This is a genomic window from Kitasatospora sp. NBC_01539 (assembly GCF_045040525.1).
Classification (GTDB): Bacteria; Actinomycetota; Actinomycetes; order Streptomycetales; family Streptomycetaceae; genus Kitasatospora.
Genome location: NZ_CP109390.1, coordinates 2,209,252 through 2,225,895 on the forward strand (window position 1 = coordinate 2,209,252; position 16,644 = coordinate 2,225,895).

The window sequence follows — 16,644 nt, forward strand, 5'->3', positions numbered from 1 at the left end:
CGGGGGCCCTCAGTCCTGTGGCGGTCCGCCGACCGGGCTGCCGGCCGCCGCGCGCAGGCGCCGGTAGGCCCGGTAGGCCTTGTCGTACGGCCGTTCGGGCAGCGGTGCGATCCGGGCGCCGCGGCCGGCCGTCCAGGCGCCGAAGCGCTCGGTCGGCGTGTCGCTGCGGATCATCAGCCTGCTGATCCGCAGCGGGTGGTCGGCGGCCGAGCTGAACCTGTCCTGCACGGCCGCCGCCGACGTCCAGCCCGCCTCGGCGATCCTGTGGCGCACCGCCGGGCTGGAGTAGCCGTGCGGGTAGGAGAAGGAGACGACCTCGTGGCCGAGCGCGTCCTCCAGCCGCTGCTTGCAGCCGGCGATCTCCTCGGTGCAGCGCTGGCCGCAGAGGGTGTCCAGCTGGGCGTGGGTCTGCGAGTGGCCGCCGATCTCGATGCCGAGGAGGTCGAGGGTGGTGAGCTGGCGCCAGTTCAGCATCCGCCCGGACCTCGGCAGCAGGCTGCCGGTCGGCTCGCCGCCGGGCGGGTGCAGGGCGCCGACGGTGACGTACAGCGTGGCGGGCAGTCCGCGGTCGGCGAGCACGGGGGCGACCGTCCAGTAGAAGTCCTCGAAGCCGTCGTCGAAGGTCAGCACGGCGGCCCGGGGCGGCAGTGCGGCGCCGCCCCGGATGGCGGCGACGAGCCGCCTGAGGGGCACCACCTGGAGGCCGCTGTCGAGGATGCGGTCGATCTGCTCGCGGAAGACCGCCGGGGTGACCGTGAAGGGGGCGATCCACGGCGGCGGGTCGTCCGCCACCGAGTGCCAGAGGAAGACGGGCACGGCTCTCATGGTCTGCTCCCGGTCGTCGTGCCCTCCGGCGCGGGGGCGGGGGAGCCGGGGCGGCGGGCACCGGACGGCACCGGGCCGCGGCGGAGCCGTCCGGCGGTGTACCCGGCGAGCGTGGTGGCGACGCCGGCGCAGAGCGCGCCCGCGGTGCGCGGACGGCCGTGCAGCACCGCGCGCACGACGGCGGCGGGCATCGTGCGGCGCAGGTAGCGGCGCTCGCTGGCGAGGGCGGGTCCGGTGCCGCTGCGGCGGGCGACGCCGGCCTTGGAGCGGCCCTCGGCGTAGCACCGGGCGACGAAGTACGACCAGGTGGTGCGCTTGCCGGGCACGTGGTGGCGGACGGCGGCGGCCGGTTCGTGCCGCAGCACCGCGCCCGGGGTGCGGGCGGTGAGGCGGATGCACAGTTCCGTCTCCTCGCAGCCGAGCGGGCGCTCGCCGACCCGTCCGAGGCCGTCGTCGAAGCCGCCGGCGGCGAGCACGGGCGCGCGGCGGAAGGACATGTTGGCGCCGATGAAGTTCCGCACCTCGGCGGGCCGGTCCGGCAGGCCGGTGTAGGAGCAGCCGACGACCCAGTCGAACTCGGGCGGGAACCAGCCGGGGCGGCCGGTCTCCCACCAGGGCCGGACGTGGCCGCCGACGCCGAGCACGGACGGGTCGGCGTAGCCGGCGAGCAGGCGGGCGGTCCAGTCGGGTGCGGCGACCGCGTCGTCGTCGAGGAAGGCGACGACGTCTCCGTGCGCGGCGGCCAGTGCGGTGTTGCGGGCACCGGACAGGCCGCGGCGGTGGCGGTTCTCCAGCACCCGCAGGCCCGGGAGGGAGGCGGCGCGGCGCAGCAGTTCGGGGCAGTGGTCGACGACGAGGAGCACCTCGTCGGGCGGGGTGCGCTGGGCCCGGACGGAGGCGACGGCGGCGCCGAGGTCGTCCCACCGGTCGGTGGTGTAGGCGCAGATCACCGCGGTGAGGCTGGGCGCGGCGGGTTCGACGGTCATGCCGGCCTCCGGGGGCGGACGGGCAGCCAGCGGGGCATCGCCAGCAGCAGCGGCAGGGCGAGGGCGCACACCGCCAGCAGCCAGGCCACGCCGATCCCGGTGAGGCCGAGTCTGGGCAGCAGCAGGGCGGCGAGGGTGATCGAGAGCGCCGCGAACGTGATCTCCAGTCCGATCATCCAGCGCAGGGCCCGGCAGGCCTTGGCGGCGGCGACCGCGATGGTGAGGACGACGTTGGGCAGGGCCGTGATCAGCATGAGCCGGAGCACGGTGGTGCCGTGCTCGGCGTAGCCGGGGCCGAAGATCCGCAGGATCCAGGGGGCGGCGACGGTGACGAGCAGCACCGGCCCGACCATCAGCAGGAGGATGTGCCGCATCAGCCTGCGGGCGTGCTCGGCCAGCCGTTCGGGCGCGTGGACGGCCTCGACGATGAGCGAGTTGGCCATGCTGGTCGCGGCCAGGTAGCAGGGGTACGAGACCATCCAGGTCAGCGAGTAGTAGGCGTTGAGTTCGGGGCCGAGCCGGTCGAGGATCATCAGCGAGACGACGGTGAACGGCGCCAGGCTGGCGAGGGTGGCCACGTAGTCGGCGGCGGCGAAGCGGACGATCCGGGTGGGCATCTCGGCGCCGTGGCGGTCGAGGCGCTCGTGGGCGGGCACCGCCCAGCGGAAGATCACGACGGTGGTGACGGAGATCGCGACGAGCAGCGCGGCGGCCCAGGAGACGAGGATCCCGGTGCCGACGGCGAACGCCGCGCACAGGGCGAGCGCCCCGGCCTTGACGAGTGCGAAGACGACGTTCTCGCCGAGCACCCAGCCGGCCCGCCGCAGCCCGGTCAGCGCGGCGTCCTGCAGCACGAACAGCGCGTAGCCCGCCGTGGCCACGCCGAAGGCGCACGCCAGGAGGGGTTCGCGCAGGAAGCGGAGTTCGGGCGCGAGCCACGGGACGAGCAGCAGGAACCCGGCCGCGGCGAGCACGCTGCAGGCGGTGCTGGCCGCGTAGCAGCGCAGCACGAGCCGCCGGGTGTGCCGGCCGGCCGCCGGGACGAACCGCACGAGCACGGCGCCCAGGTCGAGCTGGCCGACGGCGGCGAGCAGCGCCACCGCCGACAGTGCGGCGTAGCTGCGGCCGACCGCCTCGGCGTCGTACCAGCGGGTGGCGAACATCCAGTAGACGGCGCCGAGCCCGGCCGCCAGGATCGAGCTCGCGGCGAGCAGGTGCGCGTTGCGCAGCAGCGGCTCGGCGTGCTTGGCGCGGCGTACCGCGGCCCGTGTCCGGGCCCGCACCAGCGAGGTGTACGAGCACTCGCAGGGCAGCGGGACCGGGCAGGAGCACGGCCGCACCGACTCGGCCTGGCGGAGCACGGGCCCGGTCATCGGTGACCGCCCTCCGCGGACCGGTCCTGCCGCCGGACGCTGACCGCGTAGGTGAACGGCCCGTAGAGCAGGCCCGCGAGTTCACGGCGGTTGAGGTGGCGCGGGGTGCCGGGGGCGGTGAGCGCCGCCTGGTCGCGGACCCGGCCGGCCCACCACTGCCGGGAGGCCCGCGGCAGGCCGCGCAGCAGCACGGCGAGCAGCCGCGGCTCGGTGCGGACGGCTGCCGCGAGGAAGGCGCCGAAGCCGACGCCGTAGTTGAAGACCTGCGTGGTGAGGGCCTCCATGGTGCGGTGGTGGCGGTGCCACACGATCGCGTCCGGCTGGTACGCCACGGTGTGGCCGCCGACCAGGACGCGGAAGAAGGCCATCATGTCCTCACCCCCGCGGGTGGGCGTGCCGGCACCGGTCGCCTCGTCGAAGCCGCCGAGGCGACGGAGGCTCCGGGTGTGGAAGGCCATGTTGGCACCCGTGCCGAAGGTGCACACCTTGAACGGCAGCAGCGGGTCGTCGGACCCGTCCGCCAGCGACCAGTGGCGGGCGGTGAAGCCCTTGGCGTAGCCGCCGCCGTACTGCTCGACGGCGGCCTGCGCGTCGGTGGCGAGCTCGACGGGCAGCACGGGCCCGGTGACGCAGCCGACGCGCCGGTCGGCGGCGAAGGCGTCGGCGAGGGCGCCGAGCCAGCCGGGGTCGAGGACGAGGTCGTCGTCGGCGAAGGCGCAGATCTCGCCGCGGGCGGCGGCCAGCCCGGCGTTGCGGGCGCGGGCGAGCCCGGCGACCGGTTCGCGGAGGTAGCGGACCCGGCCGGGGTAGGTGTCGCGGACCAGCCGTTCGGTGGCGTCGTCGGACGGTGCGTTGTCGACGACGATGACCTCGGCGGGGCGGTGCTCCTGGCGGAACAGCGACTTCAGGCAGCGCTCCAGCGGCCCGGGCCGGTTGCGGGTGGCGATCACCACGCTGGCGGTGGGCCGGTGCCCGTACGGCCGGGGCCGGGCGTCGGCCAGGCCGGGCACGCAGAGCCTCTGGTAGGCGGCCTCGACGAGCGCCCGGCGCAGGCCCACGGGGTCGCCGGCGGCGCCGGTGGCCTCGACCAGGCCGAGCGGGTGCCCGTGCTGGCGGACGAGGGCGAGGACGCGCCCGTCGGGGGCGGTGCGCCGTTCGTGACCGGGTGTGTGGAGGACGTCGGGGTGGTCCAGGTCGAGTTCGACGACCTGGGCGGTCCCGGCCGGCCGGCAGTCCACGGTGAACATCACGCCATCCCCTCGACCCGGTGCGTGTGCCGGCGGCGGACGCTGACCAGGTAGCTGATCGGGCCGTAGAGCAGGCCCTGGAACTCCTTGCGGCCGAGGTGCAGGCCCTCGCCCGCGCGGCCGGCGGTGCCGGCCCGGGTGCGCCGCGCGCCGTGCCACTGGCGCAGGCCGCGCGGCACCCGCCGGGCGAGCGGCACGATCAGGCGCGGCCGGTGCACGACGGCGGCGGTCAGGTAGGCGCCGAAGCCGACGCCGAAGCCGTAGATCTGGTTGCGCAGGTCGGCGTCGGTGCGGCGGTGGCGGTGCCACGCGACGGCGTCGGGCCGGTAGGCGACCGTGTACCCGGCCTCCATGACGCGGAAGAACGCGAGGAGGTCCTCGCCGCCGCGGGTGGGCGTGCCCGCGCCGGTGGCCTCGTCGAAGCCGCCGAGGCCGCGGATGACCGCGGTGCGCAGCGCCATGTTGGCGCCGGTGCCGAAGCGGCCGACGGCGAACGGCAGCAGCGGGTCGTCGGCACCGTCGCCGTCGTGCCAGGTCCAGTCGTGCGGGGCGAAGCCCTTGGCGTAGCCGCCGTACGACTCGAAGGCCTCCTGGGCGGGGGTGTCGAGTTCGGCGGGGAGCACGAGGCCGGTGACGCAGCCGATGCGGTCGTCCGCCCCGAAGGCCGCCACCATGGCGGTGACCCAGCCGGGGTCGACCAGGGCGTCGTCGTCGGTGAAGGCGCAGATCTCGCCGCGGGCCGCGGCCAGGCCGGTGTTGCGGGCCCGGGCGAGCCCGGCGACGGGCTCGTGGACGTAGCGGACGCGGTCGGCGTAGCAGGTGCGGACGAGTTCGCGGGTGACGTCGTCCGAGGGGGCGTTGTCGACCACGATCACCTCCGTGTGCGGGTAGGCCGTGCCGAGGACGGAGTCGAGGCACTCGCGGAGCATCGGGCCGCGGTCCCGGGTGCAGACGATGATCGTCGCGGTGGGTCCGTCCGCGGGCACCCGGGCGCCGCCGGCCCGACCGGGCAGCGGCCCGGGTGTCGCGGTGGACGGGGCGGGAACGTGCAGTTCCCGATGGGCGGCTGCGACCAGCGCCCGGCGCAGCGTGGCGGGATCGCCTGCAGTGCCGGTGGCCGATACCAACCCGAGCGGGTGTCCGTGCTGTCGCACCAACGCCAACACGCGTCCGTCCGGGTCGACCGGGCCGAGTCCGCCGGGCGCGCACAGCCGCTCCGGGGCGTCCAGGTCCAGCTCGACCACCCGGACGGGGGTGTAGGGCGTCGTACGGGCGACAGGGCGCGGGCAGGCTGCCGGGGTGCGCCGGTCGTGGCCATTCATCATCGCTCCCCCACGGCAAGGGGCGCCGCGGACCGGGCGCCGGGGCGCTCGGCGATGAGGGTCCGCAAGACCCGCCTGCCGTCGGAGACGGCGTGGAGGTTCGAGCGACCGCTGCGGCGGGGAAGTTCGAGGCTCGGGACCTCGGCGATGCGCAGGCCCGAGCGGAGTGCGTGCGCGACCATCTCGGCCTCGATCTCGAAGCCGGACGACCGCAGCTGGAGTTCGTCCAGGAAGCTGCGGCGGAACGCGCAGTAGCCGTAGCACAGGTCCGTGAGGGCCGCGTGGTACAGCCGGTTGACGACGGCCAGCAGGGCGCGGTTGCCGAGCGAGCGGATCCTCGTGAAGTCGAGCGATCCGCCGCCGGCGATGCAGCGCGAGCCCTTGACGAAGTCGTAGCCGTTGTCGAGGAAGTGGAGGTAGTGGGGAATCTCGCCGGGCCACATCGAGCCGTCGGCGTCCAGCATCACGATGTACTCGCCGGTGGCGGCGGCGAAGCCGGTGCGCAGGGCGTTGCCCTTGCCGGGGCCGGTCTGCTGGACGCTGCGCACGGTGGGCAGGCAGTGCCGGGCCATGGCGAGCGTGGCGTCGCTCGACGAGCCGTCGACGAGGAGGACCTCGTCCACGCAGCGCGGGATCTGTTCGAACACCCACGGGATGTTGCGGGCCTCGTTGTAGGCGGGCACGACCAGGCTGACGGTGCGGCGGACGGGCCGGTCGCCGGCGCGGCGCATGGGCAGCGGGCGGGTGTCCCGGTCGGTGGCCCGGCGTCCCGCCTGCGCGGGGGCGGCCTTGTCGGTGGCCCGGCGCATGGGTTGCGGGGACGTGACCCGGTCGGCGGCCCGGCGCGTCGGCCGGCCGTTGCCGCTCGGGTGCGGGAGTTCCGGTTCGGAGGGCAGCATGGTGCTCATCGCGAGCAGGCCTCTCTGCGAGGCGGCCGGGCACAGGGGTGCCCGTTGGCGTGGGGAGGAGAGCGGACAGCGACGCGGGCCTGAAATCCCCCAGCGGCCTCGAAGAGCCCCCCTGGCCCTGGCCCTGCAATGCGTCGGTCGTCTCGGGCGCGCTGAGCGCCGACGGTGACGGCCGGTACCTGGCGATCCCGCCGTAGAAGCGGTACCGGTTGGCCCCATCATCCGCATGCAGGTCACGCGGAGTCAAGGGGTTCTGTCCGGTTTTATCAGCTTTTCTGACAGTGGCACGGAGTGCCGTCACTCCGTGACGTCGAGCGCTTCCGGCAGGTTGGCCTCGGCGATCCGCCGGGCGATCTCCCCCGGGCGCACCGGGCGGCCGAAGTGCCAGCCCTGGGCCCAGTCACAGCCCATCAGGCGCAGCCGCTCGGCGTCGGCGCGGTTCTCCACGCCCTCCGCGGTGACGGTGAGGCCCAGGGTGTGGGCGAGCGACACCAGGCCGCTGACGATGCGCCAGCCGAGGTGGGTGTCCTTCGCCGGGTCGTGCAGGTCGCCGACGAAGGAGCCGGCGATCTTGAGGCCGGAGACCGGCAGGTCCCGCAGGTAGGCGAGGTTGGACCAGCCGGTGCCGAAGTCGTCCACGGCCAGCGAGACCCCCAGGTCGACGAGGCCGTGCAGGGCCTTGAGCGCCTCGTCCTCGGGGCCGACCACGGTCGACTCGGTGATCTCCAGCTGGAGCTTGGCCGGCTCCAGGCCGGTGCTGCGCAGGATGCGGTCGAGGTCGGCGACCAGCCCGGCGTTGCGGGCCTGACGGACCGCCAGGTTGACGTTCAGCTGCGGCGCCCGGTCGCCGAACCGCCGCACCCAGTCCGCGGCCTGACTGCACGCCTGCTCCAGCACCCAGCGGCCGAGCGGCATGATCAGGCCGGTCTCCTCGGCGGTGCCGACGAACTCCTCCGGGCCGAGCACGCCGAGCTGTGGATGCCGCCAGCGCACCAGCGCCTCGACGGCGGCGAGCGAGCCGTCGGCGAGGTTGACCAGCGGCTGGTAGTCGATGAAGAACTCCCCGCGGTCCAGCGCGGACGGCATGCGCACGGAGACCGCGTACCGGCTGACGGCGCGGGCGTTCTCCTTCGGGTCGAAGAGGGTCCACCGGCCGCGGCCGGCCTCCTTCGCCCGGTAGAGCGTCAGGTCGGCGGCGCGCACCGCCGCACCCGGGGTGGTCGTGGCGACCCGGCGCTCCAGCACCCCCACGCTGGCCCCCACGGCGAGCCGGTGGTCGCCGACGACCACCGGCTTGGCGAGCGCGGCGAGCACGGCCTTGGCGGCCGCCACGGCCTCCTGCTCGCCGCGGCAGTTCTCCAGCAGCACGACGAACTCGTCGCCGCCGAGGCGGGCCACCAGGTGGCCCAGCGGGGTCAGCGCGGCCTCCAGCCGGGCGGCGACGGCGGTCAGCAACTGGTCGCCCATGTCGTGCCCGAGGCTGTCGTTGACGACCTTGAACCCGTCGAGGTCGACGTAGCACAGGCCGAAGCGCGCGCCCGGCTCCGGCTCCTCGAAGAGCCGCTCCAGCCGGTCGAAGAAGGCGGCCCGGTTGGGCAGGCCGGTCAGCGGGTCGTGGGTGGCCTGGTGGCGCAGCCGTTCCTGCAGGCGGTAGCGGTCGGTGATGTCCTCCAGCATGGCGACCTGGTACTTCGGCACGTTGTCCGCGTCGCGGATCAGCGAGACGGTCAGGTGCGTCCAGACCACCTCGCCGTCGTGCCGGTAGTACGGCTTGTCGACCTGGAAGTACTCGCGCTTGCCGCTGATGAGGTCGCCGTACGCCTCCCAGACGCCGGGCGTGTCCTCGGGGTGGACGAGGTCGCCGACCCGGCGGCCCGCCATGTCCTCGGCGCCGATCCCGAAGATCTCGCCGATCGCCTTGTTGACGGCCAGGATGTTGCCCTCGACGTCGCCGATGCCGATGCCGATGGCCGCGCTCTCGAACAGCGCCCGGAACCGTGCCTCGGACTCGCGCAGCGCCCGTTCGATCTCGTGGCGCGCGGTGTCGGCGGCCAGCCGGATCGCCTCCTGCTCCCGCAGGGTGCGCTCGCGGAGCGCGGCCGCCCAGCCGGCCGCGAAGGCCCCGGCGAGCATCGCGCCGGACCCGTCGGGGGGCGGCTCCCGGTGCAGCACCTCGACCGCCCTGGCCAGCACCTCGGGGTCGGTGAAGTGCGCGTCGACCAGCAGGGCTCCGGCCTGCTGGGCGGCGGCCGGGTCGAAGGGGCGGCTCGTCCGGGCCCGCTCCAGCAGTTCGGTGGTGCGGTCGACGAGGGTGTCCAGCACCCGCGGGTGCACGGCGCCGCCGTGCCCGTCGGCGAGCAGCCGGGCCCAGTCCTCGCGCAGGCGGCCGGTGCTGCCGGAGGGGGCCGGCAGCCCGTCACTCACGGGAGGCGTCCGACGCCGGCCATGCCCGTCATCCGCTCGGGGTGCGGGCCGACCGTCCCGGGGGCCTCCGGCCGCCACTCCGGGAGGTACACCACGCCGGGGTCGACCAGGTCGAGGCCCTCGAAGAAGGCCTCGATGTCGGCACGGCTGCGCATGGTGAGCGGGGTGGGGGTGCGCCGGTAGATGTCCTGGTGGGCGTCGGCCTGGTCGGGGCGGCCCTCCAGGGAGGCGTGCGAGAGCACCAGCGCGCTGCCGGGCGGCAGCGCGTCGCGGACCGCGGCGACGGCCTTGTACGGGCCGTCGCCGTCCGGCACGAAGTGGAGGACCGCCACGAGCAGCACGGCCACGGGCTCGCCCCCGCCGAGCAGGGCGGCCACCTCGGGCCGGGCGAGCAGGTCGTCTGGGGAGCGCAGGTCGGCCTCGACGACGACGCTGAGCGGGTCGTCCCGCAGGAGCAGCCTGCTGTGCGCCACCGCCACGGGGTCGTTGTCCACGTAGACGACCTGCGCGTCGGGCCGGACGGCCCGGGCGGCCTCGTGGACGGGGGCGAAGGTGGGGATGCCCGAGCCGATGTCGAGGAATCTCCGGACGCCGGTCTCGGCGAGGTACTGCACGGCGCGGCGCAGGAACGCGCGGTTGGCCCGCATGATCTGCGGGAGTTCGGGCCACAGCTCGACCGCATGCCGGGCCGTCCGCCGGTCGGCCTCGAAGTTGTGCGAGCCGCCGAGGTAGAAGTCGTACATCCGAGCCGCGTTGGGCTTTTCGAGGTCCGTTCCGGCGGGCACCCAGTCCGGTTGCCGCATGGCCGCACCCCTTCCGGCTCAGGAGAAAATGACAATAACGCCTCATGATTTTCCTACGTTCCGATCTTCAGTGCAACCGGAACGGGCAGAACCGGTAGCCATCCGGGCCCGGACGCCGTTACGCCGCGCGGCACCTGACACTCTCGGCGGACAATGGGGTGATGGCTGGACGCATCGAGGACTACGCCCTCGTCGGTGACCTGCAGACCGCTGCCCTGGTGGGCCGGGACGGCTCGGTCGACTGGCTCTGCCTGCCCCGCTTCGACTCCCCCAGCTGCTTCGCCGGACTCCTCGGCGACCGCGGCCACGGCGCCTGGCGCCTCGCCCCGGTCGGCGCCGGCGACTGCACCCGGCGCCGCTACCTCGCCGACAGTCTCGTCCTCGAATCCGTCTGGGCCACCCCCGTCGGCACCGTCCGCACACTCGACTTCATGCCGCAGCGCGACCGCGTACCCCAACTCGTCCGCATCGTCGAGGGCCTCACCGGCAGCGTGCCGATGCGCGGCGAACTCCGGCTGCGCTTCAACTACGGGCGCGTCGAGCCCTGGGTGCGCCGCACCGAGCACCACCGCGTCGCCGTCGCCGGCCCCGACTCCGCCTGGCTCCGGGTGCCCCCAGGCGTGCACACCTACGGCCAGGACGGCTCCACCGCCTCCGACTTCACCGTGCGGGCGGGCGAGCAGGTGCCGTTCGTCCTCACCTGGCAGCCCTCCCACCTGCACTCCACCCCGCGCAACGACCCCGCGCGCGCCCTCGCGGACACCCTGGAGGGCTGGCAGCGCTGGGCCGACGTCTGCCGCTACGAGGGCGACTGGCACCAGGCCGTGCTGCGCTCGCTGCTCACCCTCAAGGCCCTGGCGTACGAGCCGACCGGCGGCATCGTCGCCGCCCCCACCGCCTCGCTGCCCGAGGCGATGGGCGGCGAGCGCAACTGGGACTACCGGTTCTGCTGGCTCCGCGACTCCAGCCTCACCCTCTCCGCCCTCCTCCGCGGAGGCTTCCGCGAGGAGGCCGCCGCCTGGCGCAAGTGGCTGCTGCGCGCCATCGCCGGCGACCCCGGCGACCTGCAGGCCGTCTACGGCGTGGCGGGCGAGCGCGGGCTGCCCGAGACCGAGGCCGACTGGCTCCCCGGGTACGGGGGTTCGACACCTGTGCGGTTCGGCAACGCCGCCGTCCGGCAGCTCCAGCTCGACGTCTACGGCGAGGTGGTGGACACCATGCACCTCGCGCTCCGCGCCGGAATACCGATGGAGCGTCAGGTCTGGAGCCTGCTGCGGATGCTGATGACGTTCCTGGAGAAGCACTGGACCGAACCCGACGAGGGCCTGTGGGAGGTGCGCGGCGGACGCCGGCACTTCGTGCACTCCAAGGTGATGGCCTGGGTCGCGGCCGACCGGGCCCTGAAGATGGCCGAACTCACCGGCCTCCCGGCGCCGGTGGAACGCTGGCGGGAGATGCGCGACGCCGTCCACGCCGACGTCTGCGCGCACGGCTACGACCGGCGCCGCGGCGTGTTCGTGCAGCACTACGGCGGACACCAGCTGGACGCGGCCACGCTGTTCGTCGTCAAGAGCGGCTTCCTGCCGCCCGACGACCCGCGGGTGGTGCGCACCGTCGAGGCCGTCCGCGCCGGGCTCGACCACGGCGGCCTGATCCGGCGCTACGCCGACGCCGACGGCCTGCGGGGCTCCGAAGGCGCATTCCTGGCCTGCTCGTTCTGGCTGGTCGACGCCCTGGTGGCGATCGGCCGCCGGGAGGAGGCGCGGGAGCTGTTCGTCCGGCTCGTCTCGCTGCGCAACGACGTCGGCCTGCTCGCCGAGGAGTGGGACCCGCTGGAGGGACGCCAACTGGGCAACATGCCGCAGGCGTTCAGCCATGTGGCGCTCGTCAACTCGGCCTTCGAGCTGGCCGCCGCCTGACCCGGCCACCCGCCCGCCTGCCCGCCTGCCTGCACCGCACGCCTGCCCGCCTGCACGGCACGCCCGTACGCGGGCAGCGCGAAGGGCGGCCGATCCCACCGCCGTGGGATCGGCCGCCCGGGTTTCGCGATCAGATCGCGAAGCGGATCAGCTGGTGGTGCAGGTGAGCGTCGGGACGGCGTTGCCGCTGCCCGAGTTGCTCGCACCGAAGCCGAAGCTGGTGTTGGCGCCGGCGCCCAGGGCGCCGTTGTAGCCGGCGTTGGTGACGGTCACGGCCTGACCGGACTGGGTCGCGGTGCCGTTCCACAGGTTGGTGATCGTCTGACCACCGCTGTAGGTCCAGGTGACCTTCCAGCCGTTGATCGCGCTGGTGCCGTTGTTGGTGACGGTGACGTTGGCGTTGAAGCCGGCGCCCCAGTCGCTGGAGACGGTGTACACCGCGGTGCAGCCGGAGCCGGTGCTGGTGCCGGAGGTGGTGACGGACAGCGCCGAGGAGGCCGCCGAGAGGTTGCCCGCCGCGTCCTTCGCCCGGACCGTGTAGCTGTAGGCGGTGGAGGCGGTCAGGCCCGAGTCGGTGTACGTGGTGGCGGTGGTGGTCGAACCGACCAGGGTGGCGCCGCGGTACACGTTGTAGCCGGTGACGCCGACGTTGTCGGTCGAGGCCGTCCAGGACAGCGAGACGCTGGTGGAGGTCTTGGCCGGCGAGGTCAGCGCGGTGGGCGCGGTGGGCGCGGTGGTGTCGTTGGTGCCGCCGGCCGAGGTGGTGACGGACAGCGCCGAGGAGGCCGCCGAGACGTTGCCGGCCGCGTCCTTCGCCTTCACGGTGTAGCTGTAGGCGGTGGAGGCGGTCAGGCCCGAGTCGGTGTACGTGGTGGTGGTGCCGTTGGTCGAACCGACCAGGGTGGCGCCGCGGTAGATGTCGTAGCTGGCGACGCCGACGTTGTCGGTCGAGGCCGTCCAGGACAGCGAGACGCTGGTGGAGGTCTTGGCCGGCGAGGTCAGCGCGGTGGGCGCGGACGGCGCGGTGGTGTCGACCGGCGGCGGGGTGGTGGTGAGCGCCGGGTAGGCGTTCTTCAGGAGCTCCTGGAACTGCGCGGAGAACCAGGCACCGGCCAGCGGCGAGTTCGGGAGCGCGCCGGTCAGGCTGTTGCCGTTGCGACCGTTACCCGTGTAGGTCGGGTCGCACATCCGGTCGAAGCCCTTGCCCTGGTCGTTGGCAATGGCCGTGCTCGAACCGTCCGACTCGCCCGGGGGCTTCGCCCACACGTACGCGTCGATGCCGGTGGCGGGGGCGGTGGTCGGACGCTCGCCGATACCGGCACCGCTCTGGTTGCACCAGTTGCCGGCGTGGATGCGACGGTCGACCCGGCCGCCGTTGACGTAGGTGTCGACGGAGGTCAGCGCACCCGGGGCGGTCGGACGGGCGGTGCCGCCCCAGCCGTTGCGGGCGGTGTCGATCAGCATGCCGATGTTGCTGTTGAAGCCGGAGGCCACCAGCGAGGTGCGCAGCGCCTGGGCGAAGCTCAGCTCGTCGACGTAGTAGTTCCAGTCGACCCACTTGGACTGGCGCACGGTGGTGCCGTTGACCGAGTCGGTGACCTTGAAGTTCGGCTCCGTCAGCGCGCTGTAGTTGGCGGTGTTGACGATGAAGCCGGCCACGTCGTTGACCGTGGCGCCGCTGGTGGTGGCGGCCTTCTTGAACTCGGTGACGGCGGGCGGCATGTTGGAGTCCCAGCCCAGCCAGCCGTGGTGCGCGGCGTCGATGTAGTTGTAGACGTTCGACAGCGCACCGAGGGTGTGCAGCGCGTAACCGACACCGGCCTCGTAGTTGCCGTTCGCCTTCATCGTGGCGCAGGCGTCCGTGGAGCCCGCGGTGCCACCGGCGTTGGTGACGATGTTCGGCAGCGAGTCGGGCTCGATGATGTTGACGATGCGCAGGTTCGCGTACTTCGAGTCCGCCATGATCGCGGCGATCGGGTCGATGTACTCGGTCTTGTAACGGCCCAGCTCGGTGGCGCCGAGCTCACCGTTGGACGCGAGGGCGGCACAGTCACGGCCCGGCAGGTCGTAGATGACGATCTGCACGAGGTTGGCGCCCTGCGCCAGCGCCGTGTCGAGGTGCGCCCGCAGACCCTTGGCGGAGGAGGAGCCGGTGATCGCGGCGATCCGGTCCATCCACACGAAGGTCGGCTGGTTGGAGATGGCGGAGCCACCGGGCTCGGCCGCGGCCAGGGCCGACCAGTCCGGGTTCACATAGGCCTTGGAGCCGACGTAGGGGTTGTCGACACGGGCCTCGGCGGCCTGGGCGGGGGTGGCGACCGCGGCGAGCGGCACGACGCCGACGAGCGTCAACGCTGCGGCGGCGGCAGCCGTCCGCACGCGCTTCATCATGGGGGAAGGCACTGACGGGATCCTTTCGGGTGGGGGAGGGACCCGGGGGGTGCAGTGGGGCGGGAACCTGTGGGAGCGCTCCCATGATCAGTGGGACGACGGTCGCCAAAGCACGGTCCTGACGGGGGCACTTGACGATTCGTCGGAGCGGCGGGCGAAAGCACCCCGCGCATCGGGGCACGCCCTGAGCTCTGGGCATATCAAGCCATGAAGGCGGACCGCCGTCAAGAACTCCGGCAGACTTCAACTCCTGAACCGGCAACGGGCCGTGGGAGCGCTCCCCTTTCAGGTGTGATCGCAAGACCCCTATCGCCGCAGGCCCCGCGCCCTGGGGGCGGTCCCGGCCGCTCCCCCGGAACACACACCAACTCCCTTGTGACATGCGGGATTTCCCATGGGAGAGCGCCGTCCGGCGGCTCGTACCCCCGGCAGTCCCCACGCGAACACCTGAAGGGACACGCGCCCATGGCCGGGAACGGCCACGCGGATCCCGTCAGGAACATTGACGGACCGCGGGGCCGGTGCTTGCATCGTCAGCGCCCGGGCCGCCTCCGCCGAGGCCGCCCGGCACCGGCCCCACCCACCCGGGCCGTGCCCGCCCGGCACAACCCGCCGAGCCCCGGCGGGAGTTCAGCACGCCTGCAGCCCGCCACCGGATCGCGCGGGCCGACGCAGCCCCCGCGAGCCGTCACCCCCGCACGGCCGACCCGGCCCCCGCCGGCGCCTCCGCCCCGGGCAGGCCGGCGGCTCCTGCACGCGCCGGCCCCGGCGCACCCCCGAGGAGACCCGATGACGTCCCCGCACGCCCGGCGCCGGTGGTCACGGCCGCTGACCCTGCTGCTCGCCCTGGCCGTCGCCGCCGTGGCGCTCGTCGCCCGCGGCAGCGCCTCCGCCGTGGCACCGAGCGGCTTCGTGCAGCGCTGCGGCATCCACTTCTGCCTGGACGGCAAGCCGTACTACGTCGCCGGCACCAACACCTACGACCTGTTCACCTACGGCAGCGGTTCGAACGACACCGAGACGCAGTACATGGACAAGGCCCGGATCGACGCGCAGTTCACCCGGTTCGCCGCCGACCGGGTCGGCGTGGTCCGGCTGTGGATGTTCAGCCACGAGGCGTGGCACGGCTTCGAGCCCTCCGAGGGCGTCTACAACGAGCAGGAGTTCGCCGAGTTCGACTACATCGTCGAGTCGGCGAAGGCCCACGGCGTGCGGCTCGTCCCGGTCTTCGAGAACTACTGGGAGGCGTACGGCGGCATCGACACCCGCCTCGCCTGGGAGGGCCTGCCCGGCGGCCACCCCGGCCGCGCGGCCTTCTTCGACAGGGCCCGCTGCCCCGGCTGCTTCGACTCCTACAAGAACTACGTCGCGCACGCCCTCACCCGCACCAACCACTACAGCGGCGTGGCCTACAAGGACGACCCGACGATCTTCGCCTGGGAGCTCATGAACGAGCCCCGCTACCAGGACCAGAGCGCCGCCGAGAACGTCAGCGGCACCACGCTGCGCGCCTGGGTCGACGAGATGGGCGCCTTCGTCAAGGGCATCGACCCGAACCACCTGCTGGGCACCGGCCTGGAGGGCCACCAGAGCGCGTACGGCTTCGGCGGCGACGAGGGCAACCCGTTCGTCGCGATCCACAACTCGCCGTACATCGACTTCACCTCCGCGCACCCCTACACCACCGAGGAGTGGGCGGGCCTGTCGCTCGCCCGGACCACCGCGCTGATCCGCGCCTGGATCCACGACTCGCACGACGTGGTCGGCAAGCCCTTCTTCATGGGCGAGTTCAACGTGAAGAACGTCGACCGCAGCGCCTGGTGGCAGGCGATCTTCGCGGACTTCGAGGCGGCCGGCGGCGACGGCAGCGCGTTCTGGTGGTACACCGACCGGCAGGTCGACCCCACCTACGGCGTGATGGCCGGAGCGCCCGAACTCGCGGTCTTCCGCGCGCACGCCGAGCGGATGGCGGCAAGGAGCGGCACCGCGACGCCGAGCCCCTCGCCCTCGGCGAGCACCTCGGCCAGCCCGAGCCCGAGCAGCAGCCCGAGCAGCAGCCCGAGCGCCAGCGCGAGCCCGAGCCCGAGCAGCAGCCCCTCCCCCACCGCCTCCGGCTGCACCGTGGCCTACCGGCTCTCCGACTGGGGCAGCAGCTTCAACGCCGACGTCACGATCCGCAACAACGGCACGACCGCCGTCAACGGCTGGACGCTGGTCTTCTCCTTCCCCGGCCCGCAGACCCTCAACTCGATCTGGAACGCCAGGGGCACCCAGAGCGGCAGGCTGCTGACCGTGACCAACGAGGCCTGGACGGCCGCCGTCCCGGCCGGCGGATCGGTCACCTTCGGGCTCAACGCCGGCTCCACGCCCGGCACCAACGGCGTTCCGGCCGCCTTCACCCTCAACGGCACCGCCTGCACGATCGGCTGAACCGCCGGCCCGCCCG

General features: G+C 73.6%; 11 protein-coding genes. 2 read left to right on the forward strand and 9 right to left on the reverse strand.

What is annotated here, in order from left to right; all coding sequences use genetic code 11:
* Positions 1 to 9 precede the first annotated feature (9 nt).
* The 8 genes from OG335_RS09470 to OG335_RS09505 form a co-directional block, all read right to left on the reverse strand.
* Positions 10 to 825, reverse strand: a complete 816-nt coding sequence (locus OG335_RS09470) for a polysaccharide deacetylase family protein (RefSeq protein WP_405010600.1) — start codon at positions 823 to 825, stop codon at positions 10 to 12.
* On the reverse strand, positions 822 to 1,811 hold the full coding sequence (locus OG335_RS09475; protein WP_405010601.1) for a glycosyltransferase family 2 protein: 990 nt from the start codon (positions 1,809 to 1,811) through the stop codon (positions 822 to 824). Before OG335_RS09475 ends, OG335_RS09470 begins: the two co-directional genes overlap by 4 nt.
* A complete protein-coding gene (locus tag OG335_RS09480) occupies positions 1,808 to 3,184 on the reverse strand; it encodes a lipopolysaccharide biosynthesis protein (RefSeq protein ID WP_405010602.1) in 1,377 nt (458 codons plus the stop codon). The genes OG335_RS09475 and OG335_RS09480 overlap by 4 nt, the downstream gene beginning before the upstream one ends.
* Positions 3,181 to 4,431, reverse strand: a complete 1,251-nt coding sequence (locus tag OG335_RS09485) for a glycosyltransferase family 2 protein (protein WP_405010603.1) — start codon at positions 4,429 to 4,431, stop codon at positions 3,181 to 3,183. Before OG335_RS09485 ends, OG335_RS09480 begins: the two co-directional genes overlap by 4 nt.
* Complete coding sequence (locus OG335_RS09490) at positions 4,431 to 5,753, reverse strand: glycosyltransferase (RefSeq protein WP_405010604.1); 1,323 nt, start codon at positions 5,751 to 5,753, stop codon at positions 4,431 to 4,433. The genes OG335_RS09485 and OG335_RS09490 overlap by 1 nt, the downstream gene beginning before the upstream one ends.
* Positions 5,753 to 6,661 (reverse strand): glycosyltransferase family 2 protein, encoded by a 909-nt coding sequence (locus OG335_RS09495; RefSeq protein WP_405010605.1) that lies wholly within the window; start codon positions 6,659 to 6,661, stop codon positions 5,753 to 5,755. The genes OG335_RS09490 and OG335_RS09495 overlap by 1 nt, the downstream gene beginning before the upstream one ends.
* 297 nt (positions 6,662 to 6,958) lie before the next feature.
* Complete coding sequence (locus OG335_RS09500; protein ID WP_405010606.1) at positions 6,959 to 9,085, reverse strand: putative bifunctional diguanylate cyclase/phosphodiesterase; 2,127 nt, start codon at positions 9,083 to 9,085, stop codon at positions 6,959 to 6,961.
* Entirely contained in the window at positions 9,082 to 9,888 is an 807-nt protein-coding gene (locus tag OG335_RS09505; RefSeq protein ID WP_405010607.1) for an SAM-dependent methyltransferase, read from the reverse strand. The genes OG335_RS09500 and OG335_RS09505 overlap by 4 nt, the downstream gene beginning before the upstream one ends.
* Positions 9,889 to 10,049: 161 nt before the next feature.
* Between OG335_RS09505 and OG335_RS09510 the strand changes: the two genes are divergently transcribed.
* Positions 10,050 to 11,807 (forward strand): glycoside hydrolase family 15 protein, encoded by a 1,758-nt coding sequence (locus tag OG335_RS09510; RefSeq protein ID WP_405010608.1) that lies wholly within the window; start codon positions 10,050 to 10,052, stop codon positions 11,805 to 11,807.
* 147 nt (positions 11,808 to 11,954) lie between these two features.
* On the opposite strand, the gene OG335_RS09515 is transcribed toward OG335_RS09510, so the two are convergent.
* Positions 11,955 to 14,198, reverse strand: a complete 2,244-nt coding sequence (locus OG335_RS09515; RefSeq protein ID WP_405015344.1) for a glycoside hydrolase family 6 protein — start codon at positions 14,196 to 14,198, stop codon at positions 11,955 to 11,957.
* 789 nt (positions 14,199 to 14,987) lie between these two features.
* Between OG335_RS09515 and OG335_RS09520 the strand changes: the two genes are divergently transcribed.
* Positions 14,988 to 16,628 (forward strand): cellulose binding domain-containing protein, encoded by a 1,641-nt coding sequence (locus OG335_RS09520; RefSeq protein WP_405010609.1) that lies wholly within the window; start codon positions 14,988 to 14,990, stop codon positions 16,626 to 16,628.
* Positions 16,629 to 16,644: the final 16 nt, after the last annotated feature.